The organism is Rufibacter sp. JT3400010 (genome assembly GCF_054956755.1).
Window position 1 is genome coordinate 276,925 of record NZ_JBUDXA010000002.1, and the last position, 12,762, is coordinate 289,686.

Sequence of the window (12,762 nt, forward strand, 5' to 3'; positions counted from 1 at the left end):
GCCCGGCATGAAGAAAGCCTTAAACGTACTCAAGTACCTGCTCCTGTTAGCGGTTTCGGTTTTCTTGATGGCCTATGCCTTGCGTAGTATCAACTTTTCGGCGGTGAAGGCGGAACTTGACCAGGCTAATTATACCTGGATTGTGATTACGCTGCTTGTCTCGATGGCCGGGTATGTGAGCCGGGCCATTCGCTGGCGCATGCAGTACCTCCCGCTAGGGTATAAACCAGACACGCGGCAGGCGTACCATGCCCTTATGGTGGGTTACCTGGCCAATGTGGTGTTACCGCGGGCCGGAGAGGTAATCAGGTGCACCTTGCTGAGGCGTTCAGCCAATGTGCCGGTAAACGTTTCGCTAGGTACGGTAATTACCGAACGGGTCATAGACCTGGTGATGCTGCTTCTGTGCATGGGCATTGCCTTGCTGCTGGAGTTTGAGCGCGTGAAAGACCTGTTTCTGGGCATTTTCTCTGAGAAAGTGAATGGCCTTCAGCAGAACTTGCAGACCTTGTATCTGTTGGGGGCAGTGATAGTGGTAGGTACCGCCATCATGGTGTGGTACATCTACAGGAACATTGCTAGGCTTCGGCAGAACGCTCTTTTCAAGAAGATAAGCGGCTTTGTGCGCGGCATCTGGGAAGGAATTTTCAGCATTGGCAAGATGGAGCAGAAAGGGGCTTTCATTTTGCACACCCTCTTTATCTGGGTCACCTATTACCTGGGCAGCTACCTGGCCTTTTTCGCGTTACCGGGTACCGCAGAACTTTCCTGGCAAGCCGGAATGGCTATTTTGGTGGTGGGCGGCATTGGCATGTCGGCGCCGGTGCAGGGAGGCATTGGGGTGTACCATATCTTGGTGCGAACGGCGCTTCTCCTGTATGCCGTGCCTCTGGACAAAGGAATGGCGTATGCCCTCATCACGCATACCACGGGTGCCCTGCTGGTAGTCCTTATGGGCGGCATCAGTCTGGTGGCTAGCCTTAGCCAATCAAAAAAGCGACCGGTCCGGCAAGTCGCGTAGGCTGTTTTCCGCCTGTTTTTCTAGTATCGGCTTAGAAACAGAAACCTGGTTTCTCCGTTTTGTATAAAGGAGCCTATCTTTCCTCATTCGTATATAACCAAATCCTGCCATGCTTCCTTCGCAAGAGAAAATTGTATCACTTTCCCAACTTTTATCTAACGTGGAGCAGTGGCGGGCACAGGGCCAGAAGATTGTGTTCACCAACGGCTGCTTTGATATTGTGCACATAGGGCACGTGGATTATCTGGAAAAGGCACGACTTTTGGGGGACAAACTGGTAGTAGGGCTCAATACAGATCATTCTGTCAGTAAACTGAAGGGGCCTTCCAGGCCATTACAAGACGAAATGTCACGTGCAAGGGTAATGGCATCCTTTTGGTTTACAGATGCTGTAGTGTTGTTTGAGCAGGAAACGCCGCTGGAACTGATCAAAGCCGTACAACCAGACGTATTAGTAAAGGGCGATGATTACACCCTGGAGAATATAGTAGGACATGAGGTGGTACTGGCCAGAGGCGGCGCGGTGAAAACAATTCCACTGGTGAAGGGATATTCCACTTCACAGGTAGTGCAGAAGATTCTGGAAAGCCAATAGTGTTAACCTTTAAAGAGAAAAAGAAATGGGTGGTATTTGGATAATAATGATTGCCATGATGCTGGCCTCGGCGCTGGTCAGCTGGACATTGAAAAGTAAGTTTGAGAAATACTCCAAACTGGGGCTACGGTCTGGGTTAAGTGGCCGTGAGGTGGCGGAGATGATGCTCGCCGACAACGGAATCACAGACGTGCGCGTCATTTCCACGCCGGGCCGTTTAACGGACCACTACAACCCCGCAGACAAGACCGTGAACCTGAGTGAGAGTGTGTATGAAAGCCGAAGCGCGGCCGCGGCGGCCGTAGCAGCCCACGAATGCGGGCACGCGGTGCAGCACGCCAAAGCCTACACCTTCCTGAAATTCCGTTCTGCCATGGTGCCGGCGTTGAGCATTGCCAGCCGGTACATGCAATGGATTCTGCTGATAGGTGTGTTCATGATTCAGTCTACGCCTATTCCCTTAGCCATTGGGGTAGCCATGTTCGCCTTAACCACGCTTTTCAGCTTTATCACGTTGCCGGTTGAATTTGATGCCAGCAAACGCGCTTTGGCCTGGATGGATAACCGCGGCGTAGTGACCACCCAGGAGCACGGCATGGCCAAAGACGCCTTGAAATGGGCCGCTATGACGTACGTAGTAGCCGCTATTGGGTCACTGGCCACCCTGCTTTATTACGCATCCATGCTCATGGGCCGAAGAGACTAAAAACTTTTGAGTCAGTTATATGTAAGAGAGGAGGGCAGAAGCCTTCCTCTTTTTTTATGGCAGGTTTTCGTTTTTTAACCTGAATTCAGAAAAATAGCCGCAAAAAGCTAACATTTGTTAGTTTTGTTCAGAGGTGAAAATAAATAGGCTGCTTGCATACTATATTTTGATTAATTTTGTTTAAAATTTAACACACCACAAGTACTTCTAATTAACGCATTATATGGACTTTAACTTATCAGAAGAACATTTAGCCGTGCAGGAAGCTGCCCGGGACTTTGCCCAGACGGAGCTGCTGCCTGGAGTTATAGAAAGAGACGAGCACCAGAAGTTTCCGGCGGAGCAAATCAAAATGATGGGCCAACTGGGTTTCCTGGGCATGATGGTAGACCCTAAGTACGGCGGCGGCGGCATGGACACCGTTTCCTATGTGCTGGCCATGGAAGAAATCTCCAAAGTAGATGCCTCGGCCTCTGTGGTGATGTCCGTGAACAACTCCCTTGTTTGCTGGGGTCTGGAAAAGTACGGAAATGAGGAACAAAAGCAGAAATACCTACCTCGGTTAGCCACCGGCGAAATTATTGGCGCTTTCTGCCTTTCTGAGCCGGAAGCAGGTTCAGATGCCACCATGCAGCGCACCACCGCCGTTGACATGGGCGACCATTACCTGCTCAACGGCACCAAAAACTGGATCACCAACGGCAGCACGGCTTCTGTTTATATTGTGATCGCGCAAACTAACCCAGAGTTGCGCCACAGAGGCATCAATGCTTTGATTGTGGAAAAAGGAACGCCGGGTTTTGAGATTGGGCCGAAGGAAAACAAACTGGGCATTAGAGGATCAGACACGCACTCCTTGATGTTCACCGATGTGAAAGTGCCCAAAGAGAACCGCATTGGCGAAGACGGGTTCGGGTTCAAGTTTGCCATGTCTACCCTGAACGGCGGCCGCATCGGGATTGCCTCACAGGCTCTGGGAATCGCCTCTGGCGCGTATGAACTGGCCTTGAAGTATTCTAAGGAGCGCAAAGCGTTTGGCGTGCCTATTTCACAGCACCAATCCATTCAGTTCAAGCTAGCCGACATGGCTACTAATATTGACGCGGCCCGTCTGCTTTGCCTGCAAGCCGCCGCCGACAAAGACGCCCACCGCGATTACTCAAAATCTGGGGCCATGGCCAAAGTGTTTGCCTCTAAAGTAGCCATGGAAACCACCGTTGAAGCCGTTCAGATTCATGGCGGGTACGGGTTTGTGAAAGAATATCATGTAGAGCGTTTAATGCGCGATGCCAAAATCACGCAAATTTACGAAGGAACCTCTGAGATTCAGAAAATAGTAATCTCTAGGGAAATACTTAAATAGAAAATTGGTTAAACAACGTTAAAAGGGGAATTTATAGTATATAGTATTTGTCTGTTTATAAATATAGAACTTTATTGTTTGATAACTTAAAAGATAAGTACTAATTTTAAGCCGACAGACAACTTAAAAAATCAACATAAGTTAAAACCTTTTAATAAGTGCCCCTACATGGAAGATTACAATAAAATAATTGAGTCCCTGAAAGTGCGCTACATCAAGTCCAAGAACCTGATGTTACAGCAGCCGCTTACGGTGCGTAACTACTATGACGTTGGAAACAACCTTATCTTAGTGCACAACGGCATTGTCGCTTTCGGAGATGAAAAACAAGTAGCGGAAGAAGGACAATTGCTCTTCATTCCGGGCGGACGGAGTACCAAGCTTTATTATGGCGATACCGAGAGTAGGGTTATCTCCAATGATGACTACATCACTACCAAAGATAAGTTCTTCAAAAGCAACAATGACCTGGATTTGATCGGCGAAGCCGATGACAGCCACAGCTTCGTGAGCTTTGAAGCCAAGGTATTTGACTCTGTGAACTTCTTCACTTCCCTGGAAGTGCCTGCGTTTGTGATTACCAGCAACAAACTGGCTACCCTGGTAATTAAGATTGTAGAGGAAAGCATGCAGGAGTTGCCGGGCAAGGAGCGCATCATTAGCCTGTACACTGAGCAGATGGTGGTTGAACTGATCCGTTACATCTTGAAGAACAAGATGTTTGTGGAGCAGCTGGCTACCAACAGTACCTACTTCAAAGACCCACGCCTCATTGACCTGTTCAACTACATCAAGGAGAACCTGGGTGGCGATTTATCTAACAAAGTACTAAGCAACGTAGCCAACGTGTCTGAAGACTATGTAGGCCAATACTTCAAAATGCTGACTGGTATTAACCCGCAGGATTACATTGAATACCAGCGCATGGAACGTGCCGTATTCTTACTGCGTACTACCAAGAAAAGCATCAGAGAGATTGGGAAAGATGTGGGCTACAAAGACACCGCTTACTTCTGCCGTCGCTTTAAGATGATGTTCGGGATTCCGGCCGGTAAAATGCGCCGTCGTGAGTCTTCTATGAACGTGTAATACAGCACATCATGTGAATGAAGGAAAGGCCCGCTTTTAGCGGGCCTTTCTGTTTTAGGGGTGTTTTGGAAAAAGGAATGCGGAATTACCACCCCGCCTTTCGGGCACCCCTCCTAAAATAGGAGGGGAGTTGTTTCTCGCCCTTATTGGTACAATCACCAACAACTTGCAGTCAGTCAGTCAGTCAGTCAGTCAGTTTTGGGCTCCTTTCCCGAAACCGCCTTTTTGATGGGCTGGATCAGCTAGATGCTGAAAGAGAAATTGGTTTCTTTACGGGGTAGACGACTTTTGCGTAGCCATGCTCGGGCCGTGGCTAAGTCTGCAAACACTTCTGCTTCAAAAGACTGCACCTGGGCGTAAAAAGCATCGGCAGTAGCCTCGGCGAAGGTCTCTGGGTTTACCACCAGCGCATAGTACTGCAAACCGGCCTTCGCGGCCTGCGGAGACCATTCCTCCAAAGTCCATTCCAGGGAGTGGCTCCAGGAGCCTACCATAGCGCGGGTGTCTATGAGCATGGCGTTGTAATCTGCCTCTTCCAAGGCTTTTGTGTAGGCCTCCATTCCAACTCTAACCGTTTCTGGCGTAGAGTAACCTTGCCAGGTAGCCTGAATCCATTGATTATCATGGTCCAGGGAAATGGTGAGGTACACATTGCCAAAAGCATTCACAAGTTCTGATCTCATCACACAGCTGTTTAAATGAAACATGTTGAAAATTAGCGGCAAACCTATGGGGCTGCCAGCAGGAATCTGTTGCCCTTTGGGGGTGTTTCCCAATAACTAGGCCAAAAACGAAAGAGGGCAACAACGTTGGGGAAACGGTAGGCTTTCACAGAGACCAATCACCGGCAGCCTCTGGTTGGTAGATGACCTCCTCAACCTGGTAGGTGAGCAGACCGCTAGGCGTGGGGCAAGCCACTTCCTGCCCTACCTGCCGGCCTAAGATAACGCTGCCCACTGGCGACAAGACGGAGATCTTGCGCGTGGCTAGGTCGGCATCTTTGGGGTAGGCAATAGTGAGTTCCAGTACGGTGTTGCTTTTCTTTTCGCACAGCCGCACCAGCGAGTTCATGGTCACTACATCTACCGGGATCTCTACGGGAGGAATGACCTTGGCCATACGCAGTTCTTTGCACAGGTTTTCTGTGCTGGTAGATGAGCCGACGGTACGTTGTGCCTGCACCAGCAGATGCAGACGCTCATAGTCTTTCTGGGTTAATAGAATTGTATCCATAGGAATATAGGGTTAAGTTTTTTGGATGGAAGCCGCACGCGGGCAGTTGACCTTCCAAACAAGAAGGTAGTGAGCTGAATGCCAGTATAAAGCGGTGCGGGTAAAACGAAGTCGCCCTCAGACGCCTATGTCTCAAACTACTGCAAGAGCAGGTTGAGACATGGGCGCCTGAGGGCAAAAGTGAAGTTGGGCCGGTGTGTCCGGCTTAGCTGATAAAGGCCTTGGGAGCGGTAAAAAAGAAAAGGCAATAGCCGTTCAGGTCATCATGCTGGGAGGCATGATGCGACGCTGCCACCAAACCAAGGAATGGCTGGAGTTGGGTAGGTCGTAGCTGAGTGAAAGACGGCACGGCTTTCTTTTAGGTGATTACCAAAGATAACCTTAAGAAATTGGAATAGAAAGGTTTATAGGGCAACGGCTACTCCTGCGGCAAGACCATATTGAACCGCTGCTTCACCTCGCTTACTTCTGAGATAAACTGGGGACTTTTCTCAATGTGGTTGCCTACTACCAGAATATCGGCCCCGGCTTTCCAGGCAGTTTCGGCTTTCTCCGTCGTGTTCACGCCACCGCCTACTATGATGGGTACGGAAACGGCCTGGCGCACCGCCTGGATCATGGCCGCGCTTACGGGGTACATGGCGCCGCTACCACCGTCTAAATACATGTACTGCAAGCCCAACATCTGGCCCGCCAGCGCGGTACAGGCGGCAATAGAAGGTTTGTCATGCGGAAGAGGGGTAGTGCCGCTCATGTAAGAGGCCGTGGTCTGGCGGCCAGAGTCCACCAGCATGTAGCCGGTAGGGTAAAGCGGGAGGCCACTGCTTTTTAACAAAGGGGCGGCGGCTACGTGCTGGCCAATGAGCAGGTCTGGGTTACGGCCCGAGATGAGGGAAAGCAGCAGCATGCCATCGGCTTGGGCGTCTATGTACAGGCCGCTACTGGGAAACAGAATCACCGGAATGGAGCTGTGCTGCTTAATGTACCCCACAAACGAAGTCTGGTCTGGGTTAGAGATCAGGCTGCCTCCCATGAAAAAGAAATCCACCTCATGCCGGTGGCTCAGGGCCAGAATCTCCTGGCAGCGGGCTACGGTGAGGTGGTCAGGATCCAGGAGCACCGCCAATCGTTTGGGACGGTTGGCGGTGTCATGGGTACTAGAAGTTGGAAAGAGGTTGTGAGGAAGACGGTTGGGCATTCGTGAGATCGTCAGGCGGTAACTGGTAACCAACGGCAGTATTCTCCACTAACAGCGGTTGCGTTGGGTTAGGCTGCGGGGCGGTGGCAGGGCTCTGCAGGTGCTGTTCCACCAATTTGGTGAGGTACACCAGGGCCAAAGCCGCCAACTGCTGCTCCAATATCTTAAATAAATCTGATTGGAAAAACGCTTTGAGCCCAGAAGTTTCCTGTTTGCGCTTTTTGTTTTTGACCCGGCTGTACGCAGCGGCTACGGTGCCGGTAGTAGGGTGGTACACCGCCGGGTAAGAACGTTCAATGGCACTGTAGAGCGGCTCGTCTTCCTCTACCTCCGGAATAGTGGAAATCCAGGCGCGGTCTTCAGCGCTTTTAAACCGGGCCGGGTTCTCCAGCTGATTGCTTTTCCTTTTCTTCTTGGGCTTGCTTGCTTTTCCTCTGCCGAAGGCTCTGCTGAGAAAGTAAATACCCGCCACTACACCACCGGCAATGGCCACGCTTTTGCCAATTTGTTGGGACTGGTCTTTCAGGTCAGTGACATCGCTGAGTAAGGCATTCTTATATTCTTCTTTTTGGCGTTCCAGAAACTCTCTTGGGTCATCAAAAAGCGGATTGGTTAGTTCGCTCATGGCAGCAAATATAGTTAGATGGTTTGATCAGATTCATCGGTCTTGTAAATGGTGTTCCGGAACGCCTTGTCGGCCATACCCTGAAACACCTTCTTGTCCAAGCCTACCAGTAAGATGACCAGCAAGATAAGGTAAAACAGGGTGACTATCCCGAAGCCCCAGAAACGGCTGTCCAGCACGTCGTTCAGCCACATGGCAATAAAGATGTTGAGGAACAGAAGCATCAACAGGCCCACCACCCCCAGCAACACCCCATGAATGGTGCTCACAAAGACGCTTTTCAGTTTGGTTTGCAGATCAAGTTTGACCAGGTCAATGCGGGTATCTATGTACCCCATGAGGTTTGCGATGATGCTGTCGGTTTTACTTTTATCTTCGGTAGCCATGTGTTATCAAGTTGCTAGTGCCTAGTAGATATACGGAACATCAGAAGAAAATATTCCGGAATATGCTTTCTCAGAATTCCATACGGAATAAGACTTCTTACGGATAACTAAAAAGATAAGATACCTGCCGCCGTTTAGCGGCTATTTAAAAGAAAATAAGGCAAAAACACGCCAAGGTGTGCCCACGGGCGAGGGTATCTCGTATTTTTGCAGACAGCCTGGTTTTCCCCCGCATCTTTGAGCAAGAACTACTACCATATTCTGGGAGTCTCCTCCAATGCCTCCGCCGCCGAGATCAAAGCGGCTTACAAGCGCCTGGCTCTCAAATTCCACCCCGATAAAAACCCGAACAACGCCCACGCCGAGGAACGCTTCAAGCAGGTGAACGATGCCTACCAGGTACTTTCCAACCCCCGGCGTCGGGCCGCCTTTGACTTACAGCAGCAGTATGAACTCCATCGGCGGCAAGCCCAAACCTACACCTCTCCGCAAAACGCCCACACCCGCAACCCGGCCGGTTTTCAGGAGCGCCATTACCGCCAGCGCCCCAAGCAGCACACCCATTTCTCTTCGCGCGACCTGCAGATCATACTGGGAACGGTGCTTCTGACGGTGCTTCTGATCATAGGCGTGAACATTGGCTGGAACCAGATAGCCTCTGGCCGCGCTATGGAAAAGGCCCGGGAAGCCGAAAAACAGCGCCTCTGGAAACAAGCCGATGAAGCCTACTCCAGCGCCATTGAGTACAGACCCGCTTTAGAGGAAGCCCGGCTGCGGCGCGGGGCCCTGCGGCTCACGTACCTAAAAAACCCCACCGGGGCCATTGAAGATTATTCTGCCGTGCTGGCCGAAAACGAAGCGCCCCGCGCCGCCTGGTACGCTGCCCGCGGGAAGGGCTACCTGCAAACCAAGGAATACCAGAAAGCCCTCAGAGACTTCACCAAAGCCATTGCGCTAGACACCACCCACGTAGAAGTCTACCTGGACCGAGGCATTGTGCACCTGCAACTGGAAGACAACTGGCCTGCCGCCGTAGCAGATTTAACCCAGTTTCTGCAAAACGCCCCAGATTCAGCGGCCCTTGCCTCAGAAGCATTGCTGTACCGCTCTTTCGCGTACTTCAGAATGCAGGAAGTAGTAAAGGCCTGGCAAGACACCGAGCAGGCGCTCCGGCAAGATTCCCTCAATGCCAAAGCTTTTTACTTACAAGCTAAAATCAGGCAGTCGCAGGGACAGGTGAAGAAAGCCTGTGATCTGCTGGCCAAAGCTGCCAAGCTGGGTTTTCCCCAGGCCCTGGAAGAGATGCAGTACCAGTGCCAGCCCTAGTGTCCGGCGCACCCCAACTCCGCGATTGAAGCGGCTTCCCGCCGTGAGGTTACCTTCCAACTAGAGCATCCCCAACCTACAGATTCGCCCTGTTTCTCCCGCAGTTTTCCCAAAACAATCGTAAAACAGAAGGGTCATTTGGCCGTGGTGCTTTCCTAAGGGATACTTACTATGAATCAGGGAGAAACGCCTGAATATAGATAGAATACACCGCAACTACTTTACCTTTGCCCCAGCACGCATGAAGGAATAGCCAACAGTTAATCATGGTGTTGCTAGCATTTCCCGAAAGGGTACCTGTGACATATAGAAAGGCTGCTGTTCTTGTTTCACCATCTTTGGCCAGGCTGAAGATGGTTGCTGCGCCGAGTTGATTTCCAACTCTTTCACCCCACCATGCTTCTGCTGGCTTTTCTGCAAGCCCGCAGAAAGATGCCACGACTGACGGCCCATCCGGCAAGGGTGGGCGTCCCTCTACGCTGCGGAAGACAGCACCACTGCCTGCCGTGAAATTAACCGCTAAGAAGCCCGGCTTTTTAGTTTTTCCGCTTACTATGATGAAACGCTTACCCCTTTTATTTCTCCCTTTCCTGCTGCTTCTGGTTTCCTGCGAGGAGCTCTTTGAATACCACCCCAACCAAATCAGGCTGAAAAGCGACGAGAAGAACCTGACCGCCCTCCATCTTCAGAGACTGGCCCAACAAACCCCTGCAGATACGCTGCGCATTCTGGTCATGGGCGATACGCAGCGCTTTTATGACGAGACTGTGGCTTTTGTAGAGAAGGCCAATACCTTCCAGAACATAGACTTTGTGATTCACCTGGGTGATATCTCAGACTTTGGTATGTCACGGGAGTTCAGGTGGGTGCATGACATCATGAAAGATCTAAAGTGGCCGTACCTCACCGTCATCGGGAACCATGACATGTTGGGGAATGCCCGCAAGCTGTACGGCCAGATGTACGGGGCCCTGAACTACACCTTTACTTACGGACATGCCAAGTTCGTCTTCCTGGACACCAACAGCCGGGAGTACGGGTTCAACGGCAAGGTGCCTGATCTGGACTGGCTGGGGCAAGAACTGCAACGCAAACCCGATGAGCGTTGGAGCCAAGCCATAGTGGTATCGCACATGCCGCCGTTTGACACAGATTTTGACCCTCAACTAGAAATGCCCTTCCATCAGGTGCTGGCTTCCAGTGCCAATGTAGGGTTGAGTTTGCATGGACACCGGCACAGCTGGCGCTCCGAAACTACCTATGATGATGACATCCTGTACCACGTGACCACCACGGTGAAGGAACGCGGCTTCACGTACCTTAAGGTGTGGGACAAAGGGTATTCAGTAGATCAAATAGCCTACTAGCCATGAAACGCATTGCTATTCTTTTGCTCAGTCTGGGGCTGTTTTTCTACTCTTTTCCTGGTTTCGGCCAAAATCCGGAGAAGGAAAGCTCGCCGTATTACGTTAAAGCCCAATTTGCCGGTGACGTGGGGTTGGTGTCAGGTGGTATTGGCCGCGAATCTTTTAACCGGCGGCTGGAGACGGACCTCTCTCTGGGGTATCTGCCCAAGAAGTTCGGCGGAGACCACATTTTCACTCTGGCGCTCAAGTCTACCCTTTTGCCTTTTAAACCTGTCAAGATCAAGGCGGTAGACTGGTACGCGTTCACTACCGGCATGCAGGTGAGTTACACGTTTGGCGAGGAGTATTTCGCGTCTGAGAAGTTCCTGAGCCGGTACCCTAACAGCTACTATCGGTTCTCTACGGCGTTCAGGCTTTACCTCTTCGCGGGTGGTCAGGTGAACTTTACCCGCGTGCCAAAGCTCCACCGGTTCAGTACGTATTATGAGGCGGGCACCATGGGCGAGTACCTGATTTCCTACATTCAGAATCCGCGGTACCTGAGTCCTAGTAAAATCTTCCATTTGGCGCTGGGTGCGAAGATGCAGCTTTAGGGTCAAGTAAGGTTTTTTGTGAAAGGAAGTTGGGGGTTGATATGATAGGGTTGCGCTGATGCCTTGACTTGGCCGCTTTCTGGGTGGGTAGATGTAGGTGCATGCAGTTTGCTGTTCCCTTGGCTTGTCTGTTTTCTTCGTGGGTGCAAGTGCTGTGTTGTTTCATTTTAAGCGATAAGCGCTCACGGCCGCGAGGCCCCGCCTTCCGCCTTCGCGCTGTGATTTCTCCTTCGTCCACTTCGCTCTCGCTCAGGAACGGTCGAACTCTAGGCGCTCAGCCGAAAGGCTGGAACTTGGGAAAGCGGAGACTTCCCCTTTGAAGGGGGCGAAGGTAGATGTTTACACCTGCCGGTCACACGCATTCCCTTCTCCAATGAACATGGTTCAAGTCTGTGACTTGGACCCACCATGACCGGAAGTTTGCAACTTCCGTGAGGCGAGAGCCTCAAACTGGTATTGCTGAATCACAAACGGTAATCATTGCGCAATATCGCCTCTCAACAGGCCTCGTAGTGTCTGGAGGCCCTGCGTGTGTCTATGCTCGTGTCGTTCTCACCACCATCTTCTTTAAAGCAAGCTGTTTCTTTCCTTTCAGGGATTCACCCAAAGGCTTGTTTGTTTTAGGGCTGTTTTAAGAAAAATAAGGTTAAAATTGGACCGAAGAAAGAAGAAGATTAGATAATGAAACGACGGACAAACCAAGTAGCAAATCCCATCGTTGTAGAACTTGAATCGCTGTTCTAGGTGTGTGGGCGTTTACCTGTGCTTTTAGAAAAGGAGCTTGTAAATAGGAAAAGGTAGCTCATGGATTACGTTTCTAAGCGGCAGATAATAACGGTATTATCAACTTTTACACTAGGAAAACAGCGCAGAAGTAGTGAGAGAATAGTGCCCTAAGGGTGCTGCACCAAAATAAAAAAACTGTATCTTAAGCACTAAAGCAGTCTTTTAGAGCGTAAGAGAGAACAAATAGGCCATGCAGAGATGGAAATAAAAGTGAAGGAGTTCAGCCAATTGCCCCTGACAGATCAAATCAACTATGTGCAAAATACGGGTAGGTACTTACATGCCCGCTTGAAAGGCTGGTGCCACATCAGCTTATACTTTATGGGCTCTTTCTACGCCGAGGTCTGGTTTCTGGAGCATTGCGGCAGCGTGGGCATGGTGCGTACTTTCACCTCGCAGGAGCAATTGGAGCCCTATCTGAAGACTACCTCCATGGACAAACTCGTGCAAGACCTGTTGCACCCCAAAAGCTAA

Annotated in this window: 15 protein-coding genes; 9 read left to right on the forward strand and 6 right to left on the reverse strand. The window is 50.8% G+C overall.

All coding sequences use genetic code 11. The features are described from left to right. Window positions 1-7: 7 nt before the first annotated feature. The 5 genes from ACY0JR_RS02955 (at window position 8) to ACY0JR_RS02975 (ending at window position 4,774) form a co-directional block, all read left to right on the forward strand. Entirely contained in the window at window positions 8-1,021 is a 1,014-nt protein-coding gene (locus ACY0JR_RS02955; protein WP_462632366.1) for a lysylphosphatidylglycerol synthase transmembrane domain-containing protein, read from the forward strand. A gap of 109 nt (window positions 1,022-1,130) precedes the next feature. Then, entirely contained in the window at window positions 1,131-1,616 is a 486-nt protein-coding gene (gene rfaE2, locus ACY0JR_RS02960) for a D-glycero-beta-D-manno-heptose 1-phosphate adenylyltransferase (RefSeq protein WP_462632367.1), read from the forward strand. Window positions 1,617-1,641: 25 nt separating this feature from the next. After that, window positions 1,642-2,322 carry a zinc metallopeptidase gene (locus ACY0JR_RS02965; protein ID WP_462632368.1) on the forward strand — a complete coding sequence of 227 codons (681 nt, stop codon included), beginning with the start codon at window positions 1,642-1,644 and terminating at the stop codon, window positions 2,320-2,322. A 223-nt stretch (window positions 2,323-2,545) separates the two neighbouring features. Beyond that, entirely contained in the window at window positions 2,546-3,685 is a 1,140-nt protein-coding gene (locus ACY0JR_RS02970) for an acyl-CoA dehydrogenase (RefSeq protein ID WP_462632369.1), read from the forward strand. A gap of 168 nt (window positions 3,686-3,853) precedes the next feature. Further along, window positions 3,854-4,774, forward strand: coding sequence for a helix-turn-helix domain-containing protein (locus ACY0JR_RS02975; RefSeq protein WP_462632370.1), 921 nt, complete (start codon window positions 3,854-3,856; stop codon window positions 4,772-4,774). 242 nt (window positions 4,775-5,016) lie between these two features. Here the strand turns inward: ACY0JR_RS02975 and ACY0JR_RS02980 are convergent, their stop codons facing one another. The 5 genes from ACY0JR_RS02980 to ACY0JR_RS03000 form a co-directional block, all read right to left on the reverse strand. Continuing rightward, window positions 5,017-5,457 (reverse strand): STAS/SEC14 domain-containing protein, encoded by a 441-nt coding sequence (locus tag ACY0JR_RS02980; protein ID WP_462632372.1) that lies wholly within the window; start codon window positions 5,455-5,457, stop codon window positions 5,017-5,019. A gap of 145 nt (window positions 5,458-5,602) precedes the next feature. Further along, window positions 5,603-6,007: a GreA/GreB family elongation factor gene (locus ACY0JR_RS02985; protein WP_462632373.1), complete on the reverse strand. Its 405-nt coding sequence runs from the start codon at window positions 6,005-6,007 to the stop codon at window positions 5,603-5,605. A gap of 418 nt (window positions 6,008-6,425) precedes the next feature. Next, window positions 6,426-7,205 carry a geranylgeranylglyceryl/heptaprenylglyceryl phosphate synthase gene (locus ACY0JR_RS02990; RefSeq protein WP_462632374.1) on the reverse strand — a complete coding sequence of 260 codons (780 nt, stop codon included), beginning with the start codon at window positions 7,203-7,205 and terminating at the stop codon, window positions 6,426-6,428. Continuing rightward, complete coding sequence (locus ACY0JR_RS02995) at window positions 7,165-7,830, reverse strand: hypothetical protein (RefSeq protein ID WP_462632375.1); 666 nt, start codon at window positions 7,828-7,830, stop codon at window positions 7,165-7,167. The genes ACY0JR_RS02990 and ACY0JR_RS02995 overlap by 41 nt, the downstream gene beginning before the upstream one ends. A gap of 14 nt (window positions 7,831-7,844) precedes the next feature. Then, complete coding sequence (locus ACY0JR_RS03000; RefSeq protein ID WP_462632376.1) at window positions 7,845-8,216, reverse strand: phage holin family protein; 372 nt, start codon at window positions 8,214-8,216, stop codon at window positions 7,845-7,847. Between the two features lie 237 nt (window positions 8,217-8,453). On the opposite strand from ACY0JR_RS03000, the gene ACY0JR_RS03005 reads away from it, so the two are divergent. Next, on the forward strand, window positions 8,454-9,542 hold the full coding sequence (locus ACY0JR_RS03005) for a tetratricopeptide repeat protein (protein ID WP_462632377.1): 1,089 nt from the start codon (window positions 8,454-8,456) through the stop codon (window positions 9,540-9,542). Window positions 9,543-9,711: 169 nt separating this feature from the next. Here ACY0JR_RS03005 and ACY0JR_RS03010 read toward each other — a convergent pair whose 3' ends face one another. Then, complete coding sequence (locus tag ACY0JR_RS03010; protein ID WP_462632378.1) at window positions 9,712-9,981, reverse strand: hypothetical protein; 270 nt, start codon at window positions 9,979-9,981, stop codon at window positions 9,712-9,714. Between the two features lie 115 nt (window positions 9,982-10,096). Between ACY0JR_RS03010 and ACY0JR_RS03015 the strand changes: the two genes are divergently transcribed. The 3 genes from ACY0JR_RS03015 to ACY0JR_RS03025 all read left to right on the forward strand — a co-directional run bounded on the left by ACY0JR_RS03015 (window position 10,097) and on the right by ACY0JR_RS03025 (window position 12,762). Continuing rightward, window positions 10,097-10,909 (forward strand): metallophosphoesterase family protein, encoded by an 813-nt coding sequence (locus ACY0JR_RS03015; RefSeq protein WP_462632380.1) that lies wholly within the window; start codon window positions 10,097-10,099, stop codon window positions 10,907-10,909. A gap of 2 nt (window positions 10,910-10,911) precedes the next feature. Next, window positions 10,912-11,502 carry a hypothetical protein gene (locus ACY0JR_RS03020; protein WP_462632382.1) on the forward strand — a complete coding sequence of 197 codons (591 nt, stop codon included), beginning with the start codon at window positions 10,912-10,914 and terminating at the stop codon, window positions 11,500-11,502. A 984-nt stretch (window positions 11,503-12,486) separates the two neighbouring features. Then, on the forward strand, window positions 12,487-12,762 hold the full coding sequence (locus ACY0JR_RS03025) for a hypothetical protein (protein WP_462632384.1): 276 nt from the start codon (window positions 12,487-12,489) through the stop codon (window positions 12,760-12,762).